At 42.2% G+C, this 23,617-nt stretch carries 23 protein-coding genes and 1 other annotated feature; of the genes, 7 read left to right on the plus strand and 16 right to left on the minus strand.

Annotation, left to right across the window (positions count from 1 at the left end):
- Positions 1 to 32: 32 nt before the first annotated feature.
- The 3 genes from ACXAD1_RS19915 to ACXAD1_RS19925 form a co-directional block, all read right to left on the minus strand.
- Positions 33 to 1,211, minus strand: coding sequence for an ABC transporter permease (locus tag ACXAD1_RS19915; protein ID WP_206839196.1), 1,179 nt, complete (start codon positions 1,209 to 1,211; stop codon positions 33 to 35).
- Complete coding sequence (locus tag ACXAD1_RS19920) at positions 1,201 to 1,917, minus strand: ABC transporter ATP-binding protein (protein ID WP_474910826.1); 717 nt, start codon at positions 1,915 to 1,917, stop codon at positions 1,201 to 1,203. Before ACXAD1_RS19920 ends, ACXAD1_RS19915 begins: the two co-directional genes overlap by 11 nt.
- Positions 1,918 to 2,024: 107 nt before the next feature.
- A complete protein-coding gene (locus ACXAD1_RS19925; RefSeq protein ID WP_474910827.1) occupies positions 2,025 to 3,299 on the minus strand; it encodes a M48 family metallopeptidase in 1,275 nt (424 codons plus the stop codon).
- A gap of 458 nt (positions 3,300 to 3,757) precedes the next feature.
- Here ACXAD1_RS19925 and ACXAD1_RS19930 point away from each other — a divergent pair, with 458 nt between their 5' ends.
- A complete protein-coding gene (locus tag ACXAD1_RS19930; protein ID WP_026041817.1) occupies positions 3,758 to 3,979 on the plus strand; it encodes a DeoR family transcriptional regulator in 222 nt (73 codons plus the stop codon).
- 66 nt (positions 3,980 to 4,045) lie between these two features.
- On the opposite strand, the gene ACXAD1_RS19935 is transcribed toward ACXAD1_RS19930, so the two are convergent.
- Complete coding sequence (locus tag ACXAD1_RS19935; RefSeq protein ID WP_206839199.1) at positions 4,046 to 4,765, minus strand: pseudouridine synthase; 720 nt, start codon at positions 4,763 to 4,765, stop codon at positions 4,046 to 4,048.
- Between the two features lie 92 nt (positions 4,766 to 4,857).
- Positions 4,858 to 6,474: a putative polysaccharide biosynthesis protein gene (locus ACXAD1_RS19940; RefSeq protein ID WP_474910828.1), complete on the minus strand. Its 1,617-nt coding sequence runs from the start codon at positions 6,472 to 6,474 to the stop codon at positions 4,858 to 4,860.
- A 385-nt stretch (positions 6,475 to 6,859) separates the two neighbouring features.
- On the opposite strand from ACXAD1_RS19940, the gene ACXAD1_RS19945 reads away from it, so the two are divergent.
- Complete coding sequence (locus ACXAD1_RS19945; protein ID WP_474910829.1) at positions 6,860 to 8,128, plus strand: BaiN/RdsA family NAD(P)/FAD-dependent oxidoreductase; 1,269 nt, start codon at positions 6,860 to 6,862, stop codon at positions 8,126 to 8,128.
- 29 nt (positions 8,129 to 8,157) lie between these two features.
- Here ACXAD1_RS19945 and ACXAD1_RS19950 read toward each other — a convergent pair whose 3' ends face one another.
- The 6 genes from ACXAD1_RS19950 to ACXAD1_RS19975 all read right to left on the minus strand — a co-directional run bounded on the left by ACXAD1_RS19950 (position 8,158) and on the right by ACXAD1_RS19975 (position 15,688).
- Positions 8,158 to 8,340: a sporulation protein Cse60 gene (locus ACXAD1_RS19950; RefSeq protein WP_009333366.1), complete on the minus strand. Its 183-nt coding sequence runs from the start codon at positions 8,338 to 8,340 to the stop codon at positions 8,158 to 8,160.
- A 102-nt stretch (positions 8,341 to 8,442) separates the two neighbouring features.
- Positions 8,443 to 8,748: a rhodanese-like domain-containing protein gene (locus ACXAD1_RS19955; protein ID WP_370221377.1), complete on the minus strand. Its 306-nt coding sequence runs from the start codon at positions 8,746 to 8,748 to the stop codon at positions 8,443 to 8,445.
- 165 nt (positions 8,749 to 8,913) lie between these two features.
- The gene (gene leuS / locus ACXAD1_RS19960) at positions 8,914 to 11,331 is read right to left on the minus strand and encodes a leucine--tRNA ligase (protein ID WP_474910830.1); all 2,418 of its coding nucleotides are present in this window, start codon (positions 11,329 to 11,331) and stop codon (positions 8,914 to 8,916) included.
- A 175-nt stretch (positions 11,332 to 11,506) separates the two neighbouring features.
- Positions 11,507 to 11,730: a binding site (T-box leader), on the minus strand.
- 111 nt (positions 11,731 to 11,841) lie between these two features.
- Complete coding sequence (locus ACXAD1_RS19965; protein ID WP_474910831.1) at positions 11,842 to 12,618, minus strand: 3-hydroxybutyrate dehydrogenase; 777 nt, start codon at positions 12,616 to 12,618, stop codon at positions 11,842 to 11,844.
- Positions 12,619 to 12,676: 58 nt separating this feature from the next.
- Positions 12,677 to 13,996: a GntP family permease gene (locus ACXAD1_RS19970; protein ID WP_009333370.1), complete on the minus strand. Its 1,320-nt coding sequence runs from the start codon at positions 13,994 to 13,996 to the stop codon at positions 12,677 to 12,679.
- A 330-nt stretch (positions 13,997 to 14,326) separates the two neighbouring features.
- Positions 14,327 to 15,688 (minus strand): sigma-54 interaction domain-containing protein, encoded by a 1,362-nt coding sequence (locus ACXAD1_RS19975; RefSeq protein WP_474910832.1) that lies wholly within the window; start codon positions 15,686 to 15,688, stop codon positions 14,327 to 14,329.
- Positions 15,689 to 15,720: 32 nt separating this feature from the next.
- Here ACXAD1_RS19975 and ACXAD1_RS19980 point away from each other — a divergent pair, with 32 nt between their 5' ends.
- Positions 15,721 to 16,182, plus strand: coding sequence for a hypothetical protein (locus ACXAD1_RS19980; RefSeq protein ID WP_474910833.1), 462 nt, complete (start codon positions 15,721 to 15,723; stop codon positions 16,180 to 16,182).
- A 46-nt stretch (positions 16,183 to 16,228) separates the two neighbouring features.
- Here ACXAD1_RS19980 and ACXAD1_RS19985 read toward each other — a convergent pair whose 3' ends face one another.
- The 3 genes from ACXAD1_RS19985 to ACXAD1_RS19995 all read right to left on the minus strand — a co-directional run bounded on the left by ACXAD1_RS19985 (position 16,229) and on the right by ACXAD1_RS19995 (position 18,221).
- On the minus strand, positions 16,229 to 17,410 hold the full coding sequence (locus ACXAD1_RS19985) for an MDR family MFS transporter (RefSeq protein ID WP_474910834.1): 1,182 nt from the start codon (positions 17,408 to 17,410) through the stop codon (positions 16,229 to 16,231).
- A gap of 350 nt (positions 17,411 to 17,760) precedes the next feature.
- Positions 17,761 to 17,943: a glycogen biosynthesis protein GlgD gene (locus ACXAD1_RS19990; RefSeq protein WP_206839210.1), complete on the minus strand. Its 183-nt coding sequence runs from the start codon at positions 17,941 to 17,943 to the stop codon at positions 17,761 to 17,763.
- 14 nt (positions 17,944 to 17,957) lie between these two features.
- Positions 17,958 to 18,221 carry a YtzC family protein gene (locus ACXAD1_RS19995; RefSeq protein ID WP_474910835.1) on the minus strand — a complete coding sequence of 88 codons (264 nt, stop codon included), beginning with the start codon at positions 18,219 to 18,221 and terminating at the stop codon, positions 17,958 to 17,960.
- Between the two features lie 203 nt (positions 18,222 to 18,424).
- Between ACXAD1_RS19995 and mnmL the strand changes: the two genes are divergently transcribed.
- Complete coding sequence (mnmL, locus tag ACXAD1_RS20000) at positions 18,425 to 19,393, plus strand: tRNA modification radical SAM protein MnmL/YtqA (RefSeq protein ID WP_474910836.1); 969 nt, start codon at positions 18,425 to 18,427, stop codon at positions 19,391 to 19,393.
- Positions 19,390 to 19,962, plus strand: coding sequence for a tRNA 5-(aminomethyl)-2-thiouridylate-methyltransferase MnmM (gene mnmM / locus ACXAD1_RS20005; protein WP_019383011.1), 573 nt, complete (start codon positions 19,390 to 19,392; stop codon positions 19,960 to 19,962). Before mnmL ends, mnmM begins: the two co-directional genes overlap by 4 nt.
- Before the next feature lie 27 nt (positions 19,963 to 19,989).
- Here mnmM and ACXAD1_RS20010 read toward each other — a convergent pair whose 3' ends face one another.
- A complete protein-coding gene (locus tag ACXAD1_RS20010) occupies positions 19,990 to 21,084 on the minus strand; it encodes a tetraprenyl-beta-curcumene synthase family protein (protein WP_474910837.1) in 1,095 nt (364 codons plus the stop codon).
- 85 nt (positions 21,085 to 21,169) lie between these two features.
- Positions 21,170 to 21,973: an alpha/beta hydrolase gene (locus ACXAD1_RS20015; RefSeq protein ID WP_370221389.1), complete on the minus strand. Its 804-nt coding sequence runs from the start codon at positions 21,971 to 21,973 to the stop codon at positions 21,170 to 21,172.
- A 176-nt stretch (positions 21,974 to 22,149) separates the two neighbouring features.
- Here ACXAD1_RS20015 and ACXAD1_RS20020 point away from each other — a divergent pair, with 176 nt between their 5' ends.
- Both ACXAD1_RS20020 and ACXAD1_RS20025 read left to right on the plus strand, forming a co-directional pair.
- Positions 22,150 to 22,671, plus strand: a complete 522-nt coding sequence (locus ACXAD1_RS20020) for a gamma carbonic anhydrase (RefSeq protein WP_206839218.1) — start codon at positions 22,150 to 22,152, stop codon at positions 22,669 to 22,671.
- Between the two features lie 81 nt (positions 22,672 to 22,752).
- Entirely contained in the window at positions 22,753 to 23,604 is an 852-nt protein-coding gene (locus tag ACXAD1_RS20025) for a C39 family peptidase (RefSeq protein WP_206839219.1), read from the plus strand.
- Positions 23,605 to 23,617: the final 13 nt, after the last annotated feature.

The raw sequence follows: 23,617 nt of genomic DNA on the forward strand, positions 1-23,617 counted from the left end.
CTTTTGGGACTGATAATAGGAACATACTTTTATTATGCACCAGGAATGCTGAACCTTGCCAAGATGATTGTCAAGACGCTTACAATCAGGCTTAAGATCAAAATGGCGAGGAAGAAAAAGGCTATGACCGTTCTATTTCTTGCGGTGAAATAGAAATCTTTTTCACTATATTTTTTCGTAAAAGGATGGGACATAATGGCTTTATCCCAGGTGATGGAAAGCCATGTATACATTAAGAAAAGGAAGACGCCCGACACAATAACTTTTATCCATAGTGGCGGAATGGAAATAATCCCCGCTGCGCTTACAGAAATGATTTGAAAATAACTGAAAATATATGAGGGATTCCGTATGAAAATCTTAATAAATAATTCTATCAGTCCCGTAATGGGTGTTCTCTTTTTAAAGATCCGTCTGGAGTTTCTGAATAATAGAGGTTTTGTCCTCATTGAAATAGCAGGCTTTTCTATTTCTGGAGCCATCATAAATATCCATTTGATATACTTTGTTTTTTCCTCCTGCTCCAGCATAATTTCAAAGTCTAACGCCGATATCTTTTTCAGCATCCGGGAGACTCTCATTAGGGTACCGGAAAGCAGCACTGCCGAAATCATATAAACCGGTAAGACTGCACCGAAATTCCACAGTGAATAGACGAGCTGGCTGAACCAGCTTAATAATACAAACAGCAGAAAGCAAATTACATATCTTTTAAACTTCCCTTCAATCCTTTTCAGATAATAGGAAATTGTCATAATAACCCATTTCATAGGAATGAAAAAAATCAGCAGGGCAATGATTTGACTCCATTGCAAAAAATAACTGTTCTTTAGAAAGGGAAGAAGAAGAGCTATCATCGCGCCTGTACTGATTGCCTGAAAGAGTAGTGAATAGCCAAATCCCCATTTTCTCATTCCTAAATAGAGGCTCTTGTTCTTCACCAGAAATACTTTATCAGCCTCTTGTATAAAAGGGCGAAAGTTTCCCAGCCATGAAAAAATATAAAGCAGGAAGAAAAGGATAAATATTGGCAAGTCGGCAATCCATTCCGGCGCTTCTAACCACCAGGAGCGATATATCATTCCAAAAATGACAGCACCGGGAACAACGAGATAAACCATGATGGTCCAATCTGCAATGGAACGGAAAATACCAAACTGATACTTCCAGCTATTGATTAACCTTCCAAGAAAGAGCGAACTACTTCTCATTGTCATTTCCCTCTGCAATCTGATGAAAGCAATCATAAAGCGAACCAGTCAAAAGACCGCATTGCTGCCTGATATCGTCTAGTGAGCCGGATGCTTTCAACTGGCCATCATGCACTATTAGAAAGCGGCCGCATACTTTCTCAGCAGTATCCAGAACATGCGTGGACATTAGAATGCCTGCACCCCTTTGCCTCTCTCTTTCAATTGATTCCAGAAACAGTTTCATAGCATTAGGATCCAGCCCAATAAACGGTTCATCAATAATATAGACATCCGGCTTGGCAAGCATCGCGAGAATCAGCATGGCCTTTTGCTGCATACCCTTTGAATATGTGCCGGGAAATCTATGAGCGTGTTCAGACAGATTGTACTCCTTCAAAAGCTCTGCCGCTCTCTTCTTATACCGGATTTCCGGCAGTCCCTCTACGGCAGCTGTAAAATCCAAGTGTTCCCACAATGTCAGCTCATCATAAAAAATGGGGCGTTCAGGTATATAGGAATACTTAACTCCCTGCTTAAATTCCACTGTCCCCTTTTTATGTTCCAATAATCCAAGGAGTGTTTTAATCGTTGTGCTTTTTCCTGCTCCGTTAGGACCTATTAGCCCTATCAATTCCCCTGCTTTTAAAGCAAAATTAATATTATGTATGATCGGTTTTCCATTTTCATAGCCTGCTGATGCAATATCGGCGTTTAATAAGTTCATTTACTCTCCTCCTGACTATACATACGGATATAATTGGAAAAGGTTTGCTCTTTTTCATATTTTCTTTAAGACCTTAATAAAACTGCCCCTACAAAGGGGCAGTTTCATTAGGGCTGGAGGATATCCATTAATTCTGTATTTTCAAAGTCTGCAGCGTAATCATAGGCTGTATAGCCATCCGCATCTTTCACAGCGGGATCTGCACCATATTCCAGAAGAAGCATTGCCATTTCACTATCCTCATTAAAAACTGCACTCATTAAAGGGGTGGTTTGATAATTATCTGCCGTATTAGGCTGTGCGCCATTTTCCAGCAGAAGGGCAGCGCTATCATACTGGCCATAAGAAACAGCCCAGTGTAAGGCAGTAGTGCCATCTGCATCCATTTCCTCCATATCAGCTCCATCAGCCAGTAAAGTGCGGATCATTTCAGTATCATTTTCACTCGCCGCATTCATTAGAGCGGTAGCCCCTTCAATGCCCATAACCGTTTCAGTCCACAAATCCATCTTTTCAAGTGATTTAAAGCCAACCCAAAGTCCGCCGGAAAGAATAGTCAGCGTTAGGACTGATCCTGCTAACCCCAGCCATATCCTGCCCTTTGGTTCTTTTAACTCAACTGCATATTCTTCAGCAAAAACTTTTGATAAAGCATAAATTCTTTTTGGCAGGTGAGGATGGGTGGAAAGTTTTTCATTCAGCCAGACAAAAAATCCGGCTTCCGTTTGGAGCTGCTCCATGTATGCCTGCTTATTGACCTTAGGATAAAGTTCTTTTCCAATGGCAAGCATAGTCAGGGCATCTCTTGATGCTTCAAACGACTTTATATAAAAGGCAGCATAACGGTCACAAGTATACTCGCATGCTCTTAAGTACGCATTCCCGAGGAATGGAACCCACATAGCAGGAAGCAGAAGAAGGCTTATGATAACATGCTTTTTTTTTAAATGAGCAAACTCATGGGCCAGAACGAACAGCACTTCCTTTTCAGCTCCCCGAGCAGTCAACTCAAAAATACCAGAATATAACACAACCATATTTCTTCTGAAAAACCTGGTTGCAAAGGCATTTAAGACTCCTTCAGACTCAATCACATATATATCCGGCAGATCTCGCAGACCCATTTCATTGGCAGTTAGTACTGCTTTTTCATAAATCTCCGGAAATTGTTTCTCACTTATTCTTACTCCGTTTCTTCTGATCCCGCCCATCATAATCCCATGGAACAGAAGAGATACAAGGATTAAGCCCAAAATAATCACAATCCCAATAATAGAGAATGCGAGAAAAATATAAGACAAAATACTAAATAAAGCAACAAACGCAAAATAAATGTTTTCCTTCGGGTATACCAGGCGATCTCTCAGCGAGTGAGCTTCCATAACACTTTCTTCCTTTCAATCTCTTTTAAATATACCAATTGATTATAATCAAAAAACAAATTTTAGGATATAGAAACTTTCCTGAATGATTATTTGAATTTTCAGTACATATTACAAGCCCCTTCTGCCATAAGTTATAGTAATAGTCCCTTTTCCCATCGAGGTTTAATCGCAAATAATTAGGGAATTGAACATACATTAAAAAGGAGGGGAATGTAAAGACTAAAACAGAAGCAGCATTATAAATTTTTTGTAAAATTGTATTCTTAAAGTAGAAATAATCAGATAATAGCGTTACAATATAGTCAGAGGTATGACATCTTGACTAAAATAACCAGAATACAAAGGGGTTGTCTGAGGAAAAGAAAACTACATACGATTGAGGGAAAATCCTTCAATGTAGCTGTCGGTTGCAGGAAATTGCCATGGGGTTTGAAAAAAGGATAGGGAGTGGTTTTTTGAAACCTTCAACTAACCGGATGTTAAACCGTGTAAAATCCGTCTACATGTTTATTAGTAAGCGCGGAACTGTAACAACTCAGGAGCTTGTAGAGGAATTTGGTATTACTCCTCGCACCATACAAAGAGATTTAAATGTCCTCGCCTACAATGACTTGGTTAAGAGTCCGAGCAGAGGCAAATGGACCATTACTCAAAAGAAAGTAAAGATGTCATCTTAACACTCAAAGCATAATCAACCTAATAAAAATAAAAAATCGCCCTGCTGTCAGGGCGATTTTTCCGTCTCATCTCATTTCATAATTCATCAGCTTATCAAGCTCTTCATCAGTCAATTCCCGATATTCACCCAATTCCAATGTTTCATCCAGCTCGAGCGGGCCCATTGAGAGTCTTTTTAAATAGATGACTCTTTTGCCCACTGCCTCAAACATTCTTTTCACCTGATGAAACTTTCCCTCTGTGATAGTTAACTCAATATCGGATGTTATGCCGGATTTAAGAATCTCAAGCTCACCAGGCTTAGTTTCATAGCCGTCATCCAATATAACCCCTTTTTTAAATGCGGCAATATCATCTGCTGTGACTTCACTGTCTATGACTGCAAAATAGGTTTTAGGAACATGCTTCTTTGGAGAAAGCAGCCGATGTGCCAGCTGGCCGTCATTGGTCAGCAGCAAAAGCCCTTCTGTATCCTTATCCAGGCGCCCTACTGGAAAAGGAGAAAAAACAAGGTCTTCCATTTCGAGCAGATCCACCACGGTTTCAAATTGAGAGTCTTCCGTTGCGGAAATGACGCCTGGCGGTTTGTTCATCATCAAATAAATGAATTCCTTATATTCAACCTTTTCCCCATTAATGATGACAGCATCCTGTTCAGGATTGACCTGGTGCTTGGGATCCTTTACTTTTACATCATTTACGGTTACAGCTCCATCCTTTAAAAGCTTTTTAACATCCTTACGGCTGCCGTAGCCCAGATTGGCCAGCATTTTGTCAATTCTCATGGCTGCCCCTCCTCCAAAATAATTTTGAGTAAGCGAAAGGCTTTAACATACCTCCGCTTTAAAAAGGCCCCCATCAAGGAGACCTTCTATTTTTATGACTTCAATCTTAATTTCTTAAGCATTCTATCGACTCTTGATCCGAACAGGAGATAGATTAATTTTGTTCTGAAGCTTAGGTAAAAATAGACTCCCGCTCCTGCTGCTGCGCAGGTAATGACAATGATGATAGCCTGGAAATTGGATGCCGGCGATAAGAAGGCAGTTGTGATTTTATAAACCACGCCTGCAGCAATGTACATGCATGCAGTAAATAATACAATCAATATTCCTCTTCTTAATACAAGCTTGAAAGGATATTTTGCAAATGTTTTAATTACGAAAAGGTTAATTAAAATAGCTGTGATATAGCCAAGAGCGGTTGAAAATACTGCTCCCTGTGTTTCGAACAGTTTTATGAGCGGAATATTCAGTGACAGCTTTACAAGCAGGCCAGTCAGCAAACTTAAGATTGTAAAACGCTGTTCATTGATTCCCTGCAGAATGGCTGCAGTTACCGAATAATAAGCAAAGAGAATCGCCACTGGCGCATAAGTTCTTAACACTTCAGTACCAAGATCTTTATGTTCATAAAACAGGGTGAACACCGGCTCGGCAAGCAGGGACAATCCTGCCACAGCAGGAAGAGTCAGAAAGAGAAGCACCTGGAAAGTCTGGTTAAGCTGGCGGTTTAAATCTGACCTGTCTTCTTCCATAAATGCTTTCGTCACACTTGGCACAAGCGTCAGCGAGAAAGCTGTGGCAAGCGAGACGGGAATGATGACCAGCTTATGCGTCTCAAAGTTCAGGACAGAAAAGGCTGCTACTGCATTTTTCGATTCACCGATGGCATCCATCGCCCTGGTAAATGTAATCTGATCGATAAACTGAAAGAGAGGATTCGCGAGACCAACAAATACAAACGGTGCTGCATAAAGAATGATTTCTTTATAAATTTCCTTTAAGGAAATGTCAACGGTCCCTTTATCTTCCTCAAGCATTTTATCCAAATGCGGCTTGCGTTTATACCAATACCAGAATAATACCCCGAGGCTTCCGAGGCCGCCAATAAAGGCAGCAAAGGTGGCGACACTGATCGCTGTGGTCAGCGATCCCTCCATAACATTTAAAACCACATAAGCACCTGCTAGAACAAACAGGATGCGGACAATTTGCTCCACAACCTGTGAAACAGCAGTAGGACCCATCGACTGATGTCCCTGGAAGAACCCCCTTATCAAACTCATGAACGGAATTATAATCAGGGCAAATGATACAGCTCTGATTACAGTTGTAACATCTTCAACACTAACCTCAACGTCTTTCCCTGCCAGCGTCATTTCGGCAACCGCCGGTGCAAGGAAGAAGAGTATCAGGAATGAAATGATTCCGCTTGCCGTCATGACTGCCAAACCTGATTTGAACAGCTTTCTTCCGACCGCATATTCCTCTATTGCATTATATTTAGAGATAAATTTTGAAACAGCAAGCGGAACCCCAGCTGTTGCAACACTAATAAAGATTGTATAAGGTGTATACGAAAAGGAATAAAGGGCTGTCCCTTCCTTCCCGACAATTTGGTAAAAAGGAATAACATAAAACAAACCAAGAACCTTCGAGATAATTGTGCCAAGCGTAAGGATGAAGGTTCCCTTTAAGAGCTTAGATGACATATAATCCCTTCCTTTATGAAATGCGGAAGCGCCTTGACCACCCCCGACACCTCGAGGGGGTAGGCGCTCCTCCTAAAAGCTAGTGCTTTTAGTCGTGCGATGATAAAGCTGTCGAAGCGTTCCTTGTGGAGCTAGACAGTTATCGACTTTCAAATCGTTCTTTCTTATTTAAAAAACTGCAGCATGCAAACTATAACAGTATATGAATGCCCAAGCTAGTTCGTCATTTTTCTATCTTTTTAGACACACTATTTGTAGTGTACTCTTCTTGTTGAAGAAATTCCACTTGCAATACCGCATAATGGGGCATTATTTTTAGAAATAGGATATTTGATTTATAATGGAGCTATTGCTTTTTTAGCTAATAAGATAAGTTGGTGAAAACATGAAATATAATGTAATAGTTATAGGCGGGGGGCCATCGGGATTGATGGCAGCAATTGGTGCTGCTGAACAGAAGGCAAAGGTCCTGCTGATTGACAAAGGAAACAAGCTTGGAAGAAAGCTAGCCATTTCCGGGGGAGGCCGGTGCAATGTCACAAACAGGCTGCCAGTGGATGAAATCATTAAGCATATTCCTGGAAATGGCCGGTTTTTGTACAGCGCATTCTCCATTTTCAGCAATGAAGATATTATCCGATTCTTTGAGAATTTGGGAATTAAGCTGAAAGAGGAAGATCACGGGCGGATGTTTCCCGTTACCGACAAAGCACAATCTGTTGTTGATGCCCTGATTTCAAGGCTGAAAGAGCTGAACGTCGATATCAAAACGGACAGCCCCATTCAGGATGTTCGCTATGAAAATGGCAGGGTGAAAGCGGTAAAATTAAAAACAGGCGATGTTTATGAAGCAGACTCAGTTGTGATAGCCGTCGGAGGAAAATCAGTCCCTCATACCGGCTCAACCGGTGACGGCTATGCATGGGCGGAAAAAGCAGGCCATACGATTACAGAGCTTTTCCCAACCGAAGTTCCGCTGACATCTTCTGAGAACTTTATTAAAGAAAAAATGCTGCAGGGACTGTCACTCCGGAGTGTGGCACTTAGTGTTTTAAACCCTAAAGGAAAAGCGCTCATAACTCATCGGATGGATATGATTTTTACCCATTTTGGCATTAGCGGCCCGGCCGTTTTGCGCTGCAGCCAATATGCGGTGAAAGCGATGAAGAAGTGGAATTTAAAAGAAGTAGTCATGAATTTGGACGCTATCCCGGATACAAAGGAAGAGCCTCTTTTTCAGGAAGTGTCCAAAAAGATTAAAGAAGATCCAAAGAAAAGTATTAAAAATCTCTTAAAAGGGATGCTTCCCGAAAGATATCTTTTGTTTCTTTTTGAGCAGAACGGAATGGATCCATCCTCACAGGGAGCTGCGATTTCAAACGAAAAGATCAGAAGTTTTGTTAAAGCCTGCAAATCTTTTCAATTTAAGGTAAATGGGACGTTGCCTCTAGATAAAGCCTTTGTTACCGGCGGAGGGGTTTCCGTCAAAGAAATTGAACCGCAAACAATGGCTTCAAAATTGATGGAAGGACTTTTCTTCTGCGGAGAAATCCTGGACATCCATGGCTACACAGGCGGGTATAATATTACATCCGCACTTGTAACAGGCAGGTTAGCCGGAATAAACGCAGCAGTTTCAGCTAGAATCTTATAAATAAAGATAGAGCCTGATGCTCCTCAGAATCAGGCTCTATATATAACCATGGCAGAGAAACAATAAATTTGTTCGTCTTCATCCTCTTGCACTGCCGCAACATTATATTTTATATCCAGCAGCTTTTTTTCCTCAATCTTTTCCAGAAAATGATTCATATCCTTTTCCAGGTCTTTTTCATGTTCATGATCAAATAACTTTACCTTTATCACAGGAAACTTCCTTTCATAGTTTTTTATCAGTCTGGTCAATTATCTGAATTTTTAAAACAAACACATAAAAAAAAACGAAGCCTTCTGCGGCTCCGCTCTATTCTATTTTGTTTCCCCCTGCCAGTTCAGCATGCCCCCTGTCATATTGCGGACTTTATATCCCTGGTCCTGCAAATAGTGGCATACGTTTCCGCTGCGATTGCCAGAACGGCAAATAATAATGTACTCCGTATCTTTATCAAATTTATCAAGATTCTCGGGTACCGTGCCCATACGGATATGTCTCGCGCCTGGAATCATGCCGGATGCAACCTCTTCATCTTCCCTCACATCTACAAGCTCAAGCTTCTCCCCAGCTTCAAGCTTTTTCTGTAATTCTTCTGTTGTAATCTCTTCAATACGGTCCAATCCTAACACCCTTTCTGGAAAGCTTTATAAATAGCACTTAGCATTTAATAATGCTGCCACTCCTATAATACCCTATATGGCACAAAAAATATAAATGGGAAGTTTCTATAACACAACTACAAAAACCACCCCTGATCTAATAGAGGTGGTTTCATCTGATCTAACTTAATTTGCAACGATATTTACAAGTTTACCTGGTACCGCGATGACTTTACGGACAGTTTTTCCGTCAATTTGTTCTTTTACTTTGTCATCGCCCATTGCGATTTGCTCCAATAGGTCTTTTTTGGCATCGGCAGGAACCATAAGCTTTGCTTTAACTTTGCCGTTGATCTGGATAACAATTTCAACTTCATCATCTGTCATTTTGGCTTCATCAAATGCAGGCCAGGCTTCATAAGCAATAGATTCACCATGGCCTAATTTTGACCAAAGCTCTTCGGACATGTGAGGAGCAATTGGTGAAAGCATTTTAACAAAGCCTTCTGCAAAGATCTTTGGAAGCACATCTGCTTTATATGCTTCATTGATGAATACCATCATTTGAGAAATAGCCGTGTTGAAACGCAGCCCTTCGTAATCCTCAGTTACTTTTTTCACCGTTTGGTGGTAAACCTTTTCAAGGCTGCTGCCTTCTTCAATGTCCTGAATTCCCGGGCTTAATTCACCAGTCTCTTCCACAAACAATCGCCAGATGCGATCAAGGAATCTTCTTGAACCATCCAATCCATTTGTAGACCATGCGATGGAAGCTTCAAGCGGACCCATGAACATTTCGTATAGACGAAGAGTATCAGCACCGTGGCTTGCAACAATTTCATCCGGATTAACGACATTGCCTTTTGATTTACTCATTTTCTCATTATTTTCCCCAAGAATCATACCTTGGTTAAATAGCTTTTGGAAAGGTTCCTTCGTATGGACAACTCCCACATCGTAAAGGACCTTGTGCCAGAAGCGGGCATATAGAAGATGAAGGACCGCATGTTCAGCTCCTCCGATATAAATATCAACTGGAAGCCATTCTTTCAATTTCTCAGGGTCTGCAAGAGCTTCACTGTTTTTCGGATCAATATAGCGAAGATAGTACCAGCAGCTGCCTGCCCATTGCGGCATTGTGTTTGTTTCCCTGCGGCCTTTTTTGCCTGTTTCAGGATCCACAACATTAACCCACTCATCAATGTTGGCTAATGGTGACTCTCCAGTGCCGGATGGTTTGATTTCCGTAGTTTTTGGAAGCACTAATGGCAGCTGATCTTCAGGCACGGCAGTCATTGTGCCATCTTCCCAGTGGATTACTGGAATCGGTTCGCCCCAATAGCGCTGGCGGCTGAATAGCCAGTCACGAAGACGATAAGTAATCTTCTTAGTGCCAATGCCTTTTTCTTCAAGCCATGTGATCATTTTCTCAATTGCTTCCTCTTTGTTTAAACCATTAAGGAAACCTGAGTTCACATGCTCGCCGTCGCCAGTGTATGCTTCTTTTTCAACATCTCCGCCGGCAACAACTTCTATAATAGGAAGATCAAATTGCTTGGCGAACTCATAGTCCCGCTCGTCATGAGCTGGAACCGCCATGATGGCCCCAGTTCCATAGCTGACTAATACATAATCTGCAATCCAGATTGGCATTTTTTCGCCATTGGCAGGGTTAATCGCATAAGCACCAGTGAAGACACCTGTTTTTTCTTTAGCAAGATCTGTCCGCTCTAGGTCGCTCTTGCTCTTTACTTTGTCAATGTAGGCCTGAACTGCCTCGCGCTGCCCTTCTGTTGTGATTTTATCAACAAGCGCATGTTCCGGAGCAAGAACAGCATATGTTGCACCATATAATGTGTCAGGGCGTGTTGTGAAAACAGTGAACGTGCCATCATGGCCTTCAATATTGAATGTTACTTCTGCTCCTTCCGAACGGCCGATCCAGTTTCGCTGCATATCCTTTAGGCTCTCTGGCCAATCCAGTAAATCAAGATCTTCAAGCAGGCGATCCGCATAAGCTGTAATTTTAAGCATCCACTGTCTCATTGGACGTCGTTCTACCGGATGGCCTCCGCGTTCACTTTTTCCGTCAATGACCTCTTCATTAGCAAGCACTGTTCCAAGTGCGGGACACCAGTTAACAGCTACTTCATCGATATATGCAAGCCCTTTTTCATAAAGCTTTAAGAATATCCACTGAGTCCATTTATAGTATTCAGGGTCTGTTGTGTTTACTTCACGATTCCAGTCATATGAAAAGCCTAACGCCTTTATCTGGCGGCGGAAGGTGTTGATATTCTGTTCTGTGAATTCAGCAGGATCGTTTCCTGTATCAAGGGCGTATTGCTCGGCAGGCAAACCAAATGCATCCCAGCCCATTGGGTGAAGGACATTATAGCCCTGCATGCGCTTCATGCGGGAAAGGATGTCTGTTGCCGTATATCCTTCCGGGTGCCCGACATGAAGTCCTGCGCCTGAAGGGTAAGGGAACATATCAAGTGCATAAAATTTGCGCTTGCCTTTATCTTCAGTTGTTTTGAAAGTTTTATTTTCTTCCCAGTAGCCTTGCCACTTTTTTTCAATCTCCTGATGATTGAAACTCATTTTTGTTTCCTCCTATTAATGAAAATAAAATCAGGCTCTCTTCTTATAAAACATTGTTTGGCTTATGAATAATGCCCGTTGATTTCCGCTGCAATCAACTCAGATAGTTAAACTTAGTCTGTAAGCAACAACCTTTACGAGACAGCCTAAAAAAATAAAAAACCTCTCATCCCAAAAAAGGGACGAGAGGATTATGTATAAATCTCCCGCGGTACCACCCACATTAGTGAACATGTCACTCGCTTCATTCATCCTTAACGCGGAAAACGGCAAGCATTACTGGTACTTCACACTTGCTGCTCAAAGGCGAGTTCATGATGTGCCCGGCTGACTTGCACCTTCCGTCAACTCTCTAAAACGGGCTGCTGCACCACTACTGCTCCTTATCTAAGCATTTTAGTATAAGAATATGACTATTGTAATAAATTTCCCGCCAGGATGCAAGTAGGCTTATCCTGACAGGAATTTAATATCTAGAATATGCAATGCTTTTCGAAAATGTGCCTGTAACTACTGAACAGTATATCCTCCATCAATAACTGCCGCCTGGCCAGTAATTCCTTTAGCTCCGTCACCGGCCAAAAAAATAGCATAATCTGCAATCTCTTCTACCGTCAGCAGCCTCTTTTGCGGCACTAAGGGATAAATAACTTCTTCCAGCGCTTTTTCAATAGGTACATTTCTTGTTTTAGCAAGATCATTCAGCTGATTTCTTACGAGTGGTGTATCTACATAGCCCGGGCAAATGGCATTAACCGTGATGCCATCTTCAGCAGCCTCCAATGCTGCAACTTTAGTAAGGCCTATAACACCATGCTTGGCACTGTTATATGCCGCTTTCCCTGCAAATCCAACAAGACCGTTAATGGATGCCATGTTCAGGATACGGCCGGACTTTTGTTGTTTCATGACGGGCATGACATGTTTAATGGCCATGAACGGTGCAGTCAGCATCACTTTGATCAGAAACTCGAATTTCTCAGTAGGAAAATCTTCAATAAAGGAAACATGCTGCAGCCCTGCATTGTTAATGAGCACATCCAAAGAACCAAATTGGCTGACGGTTTCATTGATGGCCGCTTGTATATCAGACTCTGAGGTCACATCACACTTTAGCCCAAGCGCTTCAAAACCTTCATCCTGCAAATTTTCCGCAGCTTTTTTCACGGCATCTTCCTGAATATCTGTCAAAACAATTTTCGAGCCGTGCTCGGCAAATCTCTTGCCAATTTCATAGCCAATTCCCTGCGCTGCACCAGTTATAAAAACTACTTTGTTTTGTACCATGAATAAGCTCCTTTCAAAAACAAAGCCGGGGCTCTATTTTATGAGCCCCTGCCGAAATTTAGATTCCTAGTCCGAGTGAGAATAATACAATCGCAAGTGCTAAACCAATCAGCGGAACGATTACTGTAACAGCCGCTACCGCTCCATATGCAGCCTGGTGAGATTCCCCGCAGATTGCCCTTACAGTGGTAACGACATAGCCATTATGCGGCAAAGAGTCCAGGGCACCAGATGAAATGGCAACCGTTCTGTGCAGGGCTTCTGCATTGACGCCCATGTCCATATAATGCGGGGCCAGAATAGGCAATGCGATGGCCTGCCCGCCTGAAGCTGAACCGGTCATGCCGGCTATAACACTTACTGCTATGGCACCGCCTATCAGCGGGCTTCCAGGAATGCTTGTCATCCAATCTACTGCTGTGGCAAATGCAGGCACCGCCTTTGCCACGCCGCCAAATCCGACAACAGCAGCCGTATTCCCTATAGCAATCAATGCACCTAATGTTCCATCAGACACAGCATTCCAGAAATTTGTGAAATACTTTCTGTTCAATAGATATGTGGCAATAACTCCGCCCAGTAATGCAAGAATAAGTGCAGATTGTGCAAGAGAGTCATGGAATACGAATGAGATAATTAAAACGACAGCCAATGGGAGAACCCCCATAAAAGGGTGCGGTAATTCTTTATTTTCAGTCACAGGATCCTGCTTGCGGGATTCAAAGGTTTCTCCTTTGTTTACAGCCTTTGTGATCATTCGTTTCAGCCACCAGTAGCCAAAAATCATCATGAACACAGCGACAATTAAGCTGACTTCCCAGCCTGCATATGGAGTCGTTCCAAGAAATTCAATCGGAATCCAGTTTTGAATTTCAGGTGAACCCGCAGAAGTCATCGTAAAGGTTACAGATCCAAAGGCAAGTGCTGCAGGGATGAACCTTCTTGGCAGGTTTGCCTGTTTAAATAAACTTAATGCCATTGGATATACAGAGAACGCAACAACGAATAAACTGACACCGCCATATGTTAATATGGCACAGGAAGCGACAATGGCAAGAACGGCATATTTCATTCCTAACTTATCCACTACCATTTTGGATACACTGTCGGCCGCACCGCTGTCTTCCATTACCTTCCCAAAAATTGCACCCAATAGGAACATTAGGTACCATGATGTAACAAACCCTGAAAAGCCGGACATATAGTTCCCGACCAAATTGGCCTCTCCTTCACCTGCAAGCTGCGGAAACAATGGCATGCCGCTAAAAAGAGCTACAAACAAGGCAGATAACGGCCCGACAACCAGCAGGTTCATTCCCCGCATAGTCAGGTAAATCAGCAGGGCAAGCCCGCCTATTAATCCAATCATACTTAGCATTTCATTTCCCCCTTTGTTTTAAAAATAAGAAAAACCTTGTCATCCCCCTTTTTTGAAAACGTTTGCAAAAAAAACAGATAAATAACTTGCTGAGAAATTATAATGCAAGAGGCGTGCCAACATGAGCCTGCTTGTATGTAAAGGGAATGGTGAACAATAAATGAAACATTATTCCAGAATTCTGGAATACACAGGGAACAAGTCCATTTATATAATAGACTAGTTTTCTGATAATTTGGTCTAAGAGTAGGGCTGAAAGTACACAAAATTACTAGAATGCAAACAGTCCAGAAATCCGGAACGTATTCCGGATTTCTGGACTGTTTGTATTTATTCAATTCCATATTTCTTTAGCTTTTCATACATAGAAGATTTACTGATTCCCAGAGCCTTTGCAGCTTCTATTCGGTCATGGTTATATTTGGTCAAACTTTGTGTCAATATCCGCTTTTCTGTTTCTTCCAGAATATCCTTCAAGTTCTTTTTTCCAACGGGATAAACGGCTGATTCTTTCATATAATCCGGCAATGATTCTGTAGTGATACTTTCATTGTTTGTTAAATGAATGGATGCCTCTATTACATTTTCAAGCTCTCTAATATTGCCGGGCCAGCTATATTGATGAAACTTTTCTATTACCTCATCTTCAATTGCACTTATTCTCTTTCCCGATTTTTTCGTTATTTTTTTGATAAAGCTATCGATTAAGAGTGATAAATCTTCCATCCTGTCGCGCAAAGATGGTACCATAAACGGCACCACATTAATCCGATAGAATAAATCCTCCCTAAAGCGCTTTTCTTCCATCATTTTTTCGAGCGGTCTGTTAGTTGCAGCAATAATCCGGACATCTACTTTAACCGAAGAAGTTGAACCCACGCTTTCAATCTCGCCTTCCTGCAGGGCACGCAATAACTTAACCTGCATATTTAGCGGCATATCTCCGATTTCATCCAAAAATAAGGTCCCTCCATCAGCAAGCTGGAATTTCCCCTTTTTGCCTCCTTTTTTCGCACCTGTAAAAGCTCCTTCTTCATAGCCAAACAGTTCAGACTCAAGCAGATGTTCAGGTATGGCTCCGCAGTTAATTTTTACAAACGGCTGATGGCTCCTGTTGCTGAGCTGATGAATGCTATGGGCAAATAGTTCTTTTCCAGTCCCGCTTTCTCCGCGGATTAAAACGGAAATATCACTGGCTGCCACCATTTTCACCTTTTCTTTAAGGCTATGAATCTGGCTCGAGTTTCCCAGTATATCATCAAGGCTGTATTTTACACTGGGATCAATTTCCTGGATATAGCTCTGGATTTTTGTCAGCATGCTCTTTACATGGCTGTTCATCTGCATCCATTCTTTTGTATCCCTAAAAAAGACTGTCCCGAAAGCGCCAATTACTTCGCCACCAGAAAAAATAGGAATGCGGTTTGCTATCATATAGTTGCCTCTTATATATTGCAGGTCTGCAATTTCTTCCTTGCCTGATTCAGCCACTATATGCATTCGTGAGTTTTCAATAACCCCGGACACATGCTTTCCCAGAACCTGTTCCCTCTCCACTTCCAGAAAGTCACAATAGTTTTTATTGATGTAAATGATCGTTCCTTCTTTATTCACAACTACCAGCCATCCAAAGGCGTTCTCAACAATGGTTTCAACAATTTCCACAGGCAAATCGAATAAAGCATTTTTCATTTGAATCCCCTCATTTAGGAAAATCTACTATTATGATCACTATTTTATCATATTTTTCTGAAAACAAATTCACTTCAATGGGTATTCTTATTGCTTTTACTGCCCATAACATTAGTAATCAGCAGACAGGGGAGGTGTTTCAGCTGAAAGGCATCTATCTAATTAATCCGCACTGGCAATCTGGAAACAAATCAAAGCAGGAATGCGCTCAAGCTCAAAAACAGGCGCTGGAAACCTATATTGTGGACCATAATATTTTTACAGTAAAACTAAATCAATGGCAGCTGAATGACTATTACACCATTCCGCATGCCCTTTTGTATGATTTGAAGCAAAAAAAGCCTGATTTGGATATCCTGCTTCTTTATTCAGAAGAGGTTCTCGAAGACTTTATCAATTCTTATCCAGCGAGATGGCTGATTTTGAAAAGCTTCTTCAATGAAGTTGTATTTGCTGCTAAACAAAAAGAAAATTACTTCGAAGGCGCCGGTTAAGAATGAAATTGAAAAAACCTGCAGCATAAAACTGCAGGTTTATTTCTTATGATACATGCGCCAGTTCTTTAGGCTCCTTCAATTTCCGGTCATAAACAAGAGTTGTCAGAATGGCAAAAACAAATAGAACCATTAATACCGCAAACAGCATGGAAATTCCGTAAAGGTCAACCAGAACCCCCCCCAATAATGGCCCAATCATCCGTCCGCCTGTTGCAGTGCTGTTTACGATTCCCTGGTAAAAACCTTCCCGCCCTTTAGGAGCAAGCTGGTTGGCAATGGTCGGAACTGCTGGCCATATAAGCATTTCACCAATCGTCAGAATAACCATGGCAGTAATAAAGGCTGAGAACTGTTCTGCACTGGCTGCAGCAGCAAACGATCCTATAAATATGACCATGCCGGCGACCATCTGAACCTTAAGTGTTTTAAACCATTTTAGCAAAGCACTGATAAAAGGCTGGCCCAATACTATCAGAGCTCCATTGATAGTCCACAGCAGGCTGTATTGCTTTAAAGAAATATTCAATTCCTGTGTGTAAGCAGCGATAGTCGATTGCCATTGCACATATCCGACCCAGCACAATAAATAGCCTGCACATAATATGAGCAGAGCGTAAAGCTTGGTATGATTTTTAACCATGCGATTTTCCTGAAGGATGGAGGTCTGCTGGCCCGAAACAGTATTTATTCCCCTGTATCCAAAAACAGCGATAAGTAAAAAAACGATATACATGACAGTATTGGCCAGGAAAATCAACTGAAAAGAGTACGACGCCACAAGGCCGCCGAGAGCAGCACCAATGGCCACACCGGCATTCTGGGCTACATAAATGGCATTGAAGGCTTTGCGGCCGCCTTCTTTCCAAACAGAACCCGCCATCGCAAACATAGAAGGAAAAACAATTCCAGATCCAAATCCGACAAAGGTCAGGAACACCACGTATGCAGGCCATTCATGCCAAAAGGTCAAACCGAGGAGTGCCATTACCGTGATGGCAATTCCAAGAAGAATCGAACGATAGCCGCCTATTTTATCATATAGGCTTCCCCCAATTAAATTTCCTGCTACGCTGGCAGCTGCGTTCACCATCAGAACCAGGCCGGCTACCGATAACGATTTGCCTAAGTGGTCATGAATGTAGATAGTATTAAGAGGCCACAAAAAAGATGATCCGGTTACATTCACTGCCATCCCAATAATTAAAAGCCATAAGGTCCGCGGCATAAAATTACGCCCCTTTTTTTCATATTTTTATGTCAGCAGGCATATTGCCATCCGGCACTATTTCGAAATCCAAAATAATTTTAGTTGGTTTTTCCTGTCCTTGCAACAGGTTTTCATTCGATTTTAATAGACAGAATACTTCTTCTTTTAAACTTGAGCTGAATGTGGAATTTTAAAGAATGCACCTATTGAGGAAAGTTCGTTAATCGGCACAAAAAATAAAGCCCCGATTTTGAGTAATCGGGGCTTTCCATTTTAATAAAAAAATTAAATTTTAATGTAGATAGCTGTCTAGCTCCAGCGCCTGCTCCCTCGAGGTAGCGGGGGTGAGCAAGGCGCTTCCGCATTTCTTATGATGATTGTTCCGGCTCAGGGTGAAATTTTGATTTAACTGGCTGGCCGCCTGACTTCTCATAGTTCTTTTTCGACTGCTTAACCACATCAAAATCCCGGCCAAATTCAACGTCCTGGCTATTGGCGCCATTGCGGGTCTTTTGTTCCGGATTGTTTTGTTTTGAGCGCTTTTTTACCATCTGTGGACCACTCCTTAATGAGGAAGTATTATCATCTGATTTTGGAGCTGCTGCAGCTGGAGCCTCATCCGGTGAAGCTGTTCCCGCTGCTGTGAGTTGGCGCTGTGCGCCATCTGGGTTATATCATTATAAGCAGCTTCTAAAGATTGAAGTGCATTGGAGTATTCGTTATCATTGTAATGCTCCTGCGCCCTGCCTGATTCAAACTGCTCCTGGGCAAAACGGATTGCATCCTCACACTGCTGCAGGAGTGTATCCATTGATTCACGGGTAGCCATTATCTGTTCCCCTCCTTAAAGAATGGGTCTAGAAGCTTGCATGCTTCATTAGTTAGTTTGTTCATTTTTCCGTAATCCTTACCACTCTATTTCCTGCCAATTCCCCTTGGATAAGGTTTGGGGTCATGATAAGATTAATTTTATGAAATCCTTCATATTCATTTTCACCTTATAGATTACTCTTTGAAAAAGGAGGGATAATTGTGGATAAAGTAAATCCTTTTCCATATGCATCCGATAATAAACGGTACCATACATGGAACTATCATTTGCGTAATGAATTTGGCCATAAAGTATTCAAGGTGGCACTCGATGGCGGCTTTGATTGCCCCAACCGTGATGGCACGGTCGCGCATGGAGGATGCACATTCTGCAGTGCAGCCGGTTCGGGAGACTTTGCCGGGAACCGTACTGATGATTTGGAAACACAATTTAATGCTATAAAAACAAAAATGCATCATAAATGGAAAGACGGAAAATACATGGCTTATTTTCAGGCCTTTACAAATACTCATGCCCCTGTGGAAGTGCTTCGTGATATGTATGAGAGAGTGCTTGAGCAGGACGGAGTTGTCGGACTGTCTATTGCGACCCGCCCTGACTGTCTGCCTGAAGATGTAGTCGAATATCTGGCAGAGCTTAATCAGCGGACATACCTCTGGGTTGAATTGGGCTTACAGACTGTGCATGAACGGACTGCCCTTTTAATTAACCGCGCACATGATTATCCATGCTATGCGGAGGGAGTAAACAAGCTCCGCAAACATGGCATCCGCATCTGTTCCCATATCATTAATGGCCTTCCGCTTGAAACACCGGACATGATGATGGAAACCGCACGGGAAGTTGCGAAGCTGGATGTGCAGGGGATTAAAATCCATCTCCTTCATTTATTAAAAGGAACCCCAATGGTTAAACAATTTGAAAAAGGCATGCTTGAGTTTCTGTCTCTTGATGGGTATGTAAACTTAGTATGTGACCAGCTGGAGATTTTACCTCCGGAAATGATTGTCCACCGCATAACAGGAGATGGGCCAATCGACTTGATGATCGGGCCAATGTGGAGCGTGAATAAGTGGGAAGTGCTTAATAGCATTGATGCGGAATTAAAGCGCAGAAACAGCTGGCAAGGCAAATTTTATAAACCAAGCCAAATGGAGGCATTGTCATGAAGCTTGAAAGAATCTTACCTTATGCTAGACAGCTGCTTGAGAAAGCAGTATCACCTGGAGATATCGTTATAGATGCCACTTTGGGCAACGGTCATGATACAGTATTTCTGGCGGATCTGGTTGGACATAATGGAAGAGTTTACGGATTCGATATTCAGGAAGAGGCTGTCCAGAATACAAAAACACGCCTGGCTGATCATGACCTGTCAGACAGGGCTACCCTTTTCCATACAGGACATGAATTCATTCTAGAGAATGTGCCGCCTGTCCATCATGGAAAAATAACTGCAGCCATTTTTAATTTAGGTTACCTGCCTGGCGGTGATAAAGATATTGTCACCCGTCCGCAGACAACCATTTCTGCCATCGATCAGCTTTTGGAACTGATGGCTCCGGAAGGGATTATTCTTTTAGTGATTTATCACGGCCATATTGAGGGAGCTGTTGAGCGTGATTATCTGCTCAGATATGTAAGGCAACTGGATCAAAGCCTCGTCCATGTATTGCAGTATCAGTTTATTAATCAAAAAAATAACCCGCCGTTTATTGTAGCAATTGAAAAACGGTAAAAGCCTGCGAAAAATGCAGGCTTTTTATTATTTTTCAATTGCTCTTGAAAAGCCAGCAGGCATTATTTTCTGCAAAGTCCGGTAAGCCCTGCCGTTTACATAAAAGAAATAGCTTACCATTCCGCCTGTTCTTATCATGCTTTTGGCTAATCTTCTGACATTCCGCTGCTTCCGGACCTTCTCATCGGATAGATAGACCCCTAACAAGCCGCGATTAATCAGTTTATGGAAATGTTTATGAGGCAGCTTTTCAGTATGCTTATCTGCCTCGGCAACAAAATGCTTCAATCTCGAAAACAGTTTTTCTTCATTCTCATAGTAAAAGCAAAAATTCAAGTCACCACCGGCTTTGTCCTCTTCCTGGTCAATCAGATAATCAAGAAGAATATGGAGACCCTGGATGAATGGAAAATATCCATTTCGTATATTTACTGCATGCTCAGCTTCAAAATCATCTCTCAGTGCGTAGGAAACAAGGCAGAAAATTCCTAAAGTCGATCCTGAGCAGGCAGAGAACTCATACCATTCCATCTCAGGAATATCAGACCGATATTGGTCAAACCAGTTCTGCAGACGGGGAACTCGTTCTTCCACCACAACATGCTTATGTATTTGCAGATCACAATAGTAACGGCATAATTCAAGCAGATGGCTTTTTATATGAGTATAATTCTCCAGACTGTACAGCACTTCCCTGCAGGCTGCTGCTAAATCTGCAAGGTAGTTTCCATCATCCTGTTCTTTTCTCAGCCGATAATAATTTTTCTCTGCTGCACCCGTATCGAGGGCATCCTCCATTGACTCGTGCAGTGCCGCAAAATCCCGGGGATCAAGCGAGGTGCTCCGGTCGCAGAGATTGTCCAAATAATCACTGATTGTCTGATATGCGATGATAAACTTAATCGCTTGTCCATATTTCTCCTTGGCCATTAAAGACATAATTGCTCCGCCTTCACAGTGAAATGTTTTATGATCAATGCTGGCAAGAGCCTGCTTTCTTAACTCCGGATCAGGAATTGCTTCCGCCCTGCTTCTCCAATATGCAAGTTCCTTATGGACCGCAGGAAGAACCTTCCTGTAAACATGTGACATTAAGCTAATTGGCATGGAAGGGACACTCATGACATGACAAACCTCCTTTTGCTTAGGGGATAGGTGAGCAGTTTCTTATGTTAAGCCTGCACCCTCCATAATTAAAACCCCGTCCTTAAACCACATAACCAAGCGCTTTTAATTGGCTGCTTACGAAATCCTTCGCGTATTCAAAGACTTCTTCACGTTCAGGTTCATTAAAGACTTCGTGGTAGCACTTAGGCCATTCTTTGAACCTTTTCTCTGAGAAAGGCGCAAGGTTAAACCATTCTCTGACAGTTGTTTTATTCACGATCTTATCATCGCCGCCCTGCAATACGAGGAGGGGCACATCCTGGATTTTATCAAGATTTTCAAAGGCAAGCTTTATAGCAGAAACAAGTTCCCTGTACCATCTGACCGACACTTTTGTCACATACAATGAGTCATTTAAATCAGCATCAAGGACATCCTGATTCCTTGTTGCCATGTCCACGGATAAACCGGCATCCATTTTCAGGCCTGGCATCACAGAATTGAGTCCAAGCGATAAAAAGTTCAGAAATTTCGAAGGCTGTTGAACCAAGCCTAAGCATGGAGATGACAAAATCACTCCAGCGAGATTCATTCTTTCCTCCTGCAGCAGACGAATGGCAATCAGTCCGCCCATGCTGTGCCCTAAAAGAAATACCGGCAATTCAAATTCATAGGCTGCCTGTACCCAATCCTGAACTTCAAGTATATATTCATCAAAGGAATCAATATGGCCTCTTCTGGATCTTGAAGTCATCCCCTGGCCAGGAAGATCTCCCATTATGACATGGAAACCTGCCAAGCGCCACATTTCAATCAGCCAGCCATAGCGGCGGTGATGCTCCATTGCCCCATGCACCATGACAATAACGCCCTTTGCATCTCCTTCAGTTTCCCATTTCCACATAGTCAATCCTCCCAGCCTTTTTACGTACTGTCTTATGTAAATATATTATAGCCTAGATGCTAAAATTGTTCATGAATCAACCTTTGTCAAAATGGAATTCTTTTTGCCAAAATATCGTTTATCATGCCTCTTATGATAAAATCAAAATAATCAAACTGCATATAGGAGTGTTTCACATGATCTATCCATATAAAGATAAAGAACCTAAGATTGCTGAATCCGCATTTATTGCAGATTTTACTACCATTACCGGTGATGTTGAAATTGGCGAGAATTCCAGTGTTTGGTTCAACTCCGTTATACGCGGAGATGTAGCACCAACAATCATCGGCAAAAAAGTCAATATCCAGGACAATTCCGTCCTGCATCAGAGCCCGAATAACCCGCTGATATTGGAAGATGAAGTAACAGTTGGCCATCAGGTAATCCTTCATAGCTGCATTATCCGCAAAAGGGCTTTAATAGGGATGGGCTCGATTGTATTAGATCAGGCTGAAATCGGAGAGGGAGCATTCATTGGAGCTGGGAGCCTTGTTCCACAGGGAAAGAAAATTCCTCCCAATACACTTGCATTCGGCAGGCCAGCAAAAGTGATCCGCGAGCTGACACCAGAAGATATTAAAGATATGGAACGTATAAGCAGGGAATACGCCGAAAAAGGGCAGTACTATAAGTCTTTGCAGAAAAAGCATAAATAACTCTCCTGCCTCCTTTTATTAATAGAATGGGAAAATAGCCGATAATAAACATAAGGCAATATCAATGGGCGGGTGAAGAAATTGAAGATTTATATTGCGGCTATTGTTCTATTTTTATTTTTAATAGTGATATTCAGAAAAACAATGTTAAAAACGGCACCAATGTTTTTAATTGTCTTCATTCTGATTTCTGGTGCATTTGTTTATGACAACCTTTCAGGAAGCCAGCCTGCTTCAGCCGTAAACCAAATTAAATCATGGCTGTCTGAACCTGCTGAGAAAGCCAGCTCCTTCCTTGGACACAACACTGCCGTAATTAAGATCAAAGAAGAAACACTTATAGATGCTCCCGCAGTCAATCAGTTTCCTGAGCTCCCTAGGGGATGCGAAGTGACGAGCTTAGCCATGCTTCTTCAGCATGCAGGGATCCAGGCTGATAAAATGACCCTCGCTAAAGAAATAAAGAAAAATCCTGAGCCTTATCGCATAGAAAACGGAAAAATCTATTTCGGGCACCCGAATGACGGATTCATAGGCGATATGTATTCCTTTGATAATCCTGGTCTCGGCGTTTATCATAAACCCGTAAAAGAACTTGCGGAAAAGTACATGCCTGGCTCCATTGAAGACCTTACCGGATCCGGTTTTGAAGACTTAAAGATCCATTTGTCAGACGGCAGGCCAGTCTGGGTTATTATCAACACAGCCTATAAACAGCTTTCTGATGACTTTTTCCAGACCTGGCACACGCCAAGCGGAAAAATCCAGATTACCTATAAAGAGCATTCAGTCCTGCTCACAGGCTATGATCAGGAATATATGTATTTCAATGACCCGCTTACAGGCGAGAAAAATAAAAAAGCACCCATAAACGATTTTGAAAAAGCATGGGTGCAGATGGGCAAACAGGCTATTACTTATCACCAAAAATAAAAACGTCCACCAG

Source organism: Cytobacillus sp. ABV4_503, assembly GCF_056158445.1.

Excerpts from the sequence above, each read along its gene's own strand:
- ACXAD1_RS19915 (WP_206839196.1), bottom strand. The coding sequence starts at position 1,211 with ATGAGAAGTAGTTCGCTCTTTCTTGGAAGGTTAATCAATAGCTGGAAG.
- ACXAD1_RS19920 (WP_474910826.1), bottom strand. The coding sequence starts at position 1,917 with ATGAACTTATTAAACGCCGATATTGCATCAGCAGGCTATGAAAATGGA.
- ACXAD1_RS19925 (WP_474910827.1), bottom strand. The coding sequence starts at position 3,299 with ATGGAAGCTCACTCGCTGAGAGATCGCCTGGTATACCCGAAGGAAAAC.
- ACXAD1_RS19935 (WP_206839199.1), bottom strand. The coding sequence starts at position 4,765 with ATGAGAATTGACAAAATGCTGGCCAATCTGGGCTACGGCAGCCGTAAG.
- ACXAD1_RS19940 (WP_474910828.1), bottom strand. The coding sequence starts at position 6,474 with ATGTCATCTAAGCTCTTAAAGGGAACCTTCATCCTTACGCTTGGCACA.
- ACXAD1_RS19945 (WP_474910829.1), top strand. The coding sequence starts at position 6,860 with ATGAAATATAATGTAATAGTTATAGGCGGGGGGCCATCGGGATTGATG.
- leuS (WP_474910830.1), bottom strand. The coding sequence starts at position 11,331 with ATGAGTTTCAATCATCAGGAGATTGAAAAAAAGTGGCAAGGCTACTGG.
- ACXAD1_RS19965 (WP_474910831.1), bottom strand. The coding sequence starts at position 12,618 with ATGGTACAAAACAAAGTAGTTTTTATAACTGGTGCAGCGCAGGGAATT.
- ACXAD1_RS19970 (WP_009333370.1), bottom strand. The coding sequence starts at position 13,996 with ATGCTAAGTATGATTGGATTAATAGGCGGGCTTGCCCTGCTGATTTAC.
- ACXAD1_RS19975 (WP_474910832.1), bottom strand. The coding sequence starts at position 15,688 with ATGAAAAATGCTTTATTCGATTTGCCTGTGGAAATTGTTGAAACCATT.
- ACXAD1_RS19980 (WP_474910833.1), top strand. The coding sequence starts at position 15,721 with ATGATCACTATTTTATCATATTTTTCTGAAAACAAATTCACTTCAATG.
- ACXAD1_RS19985 (WP_474910834.1), bottom strand. The coding sequence starts at position 17,410 with ATGCCGCGGACCTTATGGCTTTTAATTATTGGGATGGCAGTGAATGTA.
- ACXAD1_RS19990 (WP_206839210.1), bottom strand. The coding sequence starts at position 17,943 with ATGGTAAAAAAGCGCTCAAAACAAAACAATCCGGAACAAAAGACCCGC.
- ACXAD1_RS19995 (WP_474910835.1), bottom strand. The coding sequence starts at position 18,221 with ATGGCTACCCGTGAATCAATGGATACACTCCTGCAGCAGTGTGAGGAT.
- mnmM (WP_019383011.1), top strand. The coding sequence starts at position 19,390 with ATGAAGCTTGAAAGAATCTTACCTTATGCTAGACAGCTGCTTGAGAAA.
- ACXAD1_RS20010 (WP_474910837.1), bottom strand. The coding sequence starts at position 21,084 with ATGAGTGTCCCTTCCATGCCAATTAGCTTAATGTCACATGTTTACAGG.
- ACXAD1_RS20015 (WP_370221389.1), bottom strand. The coding sequence starts at position 21,973 with ATGTGGAAATGGGAAACTGAAGGAGATGCAAAGGGCGTTATTGTCATG.
- ACXAD1_RS20020 (WP_206839218.1), top strand. The coding sequence starts at position 22,150 with ATGATCTATCCATATAAAGATAAAGAACCTAAGATTGCTGAATCCGCA.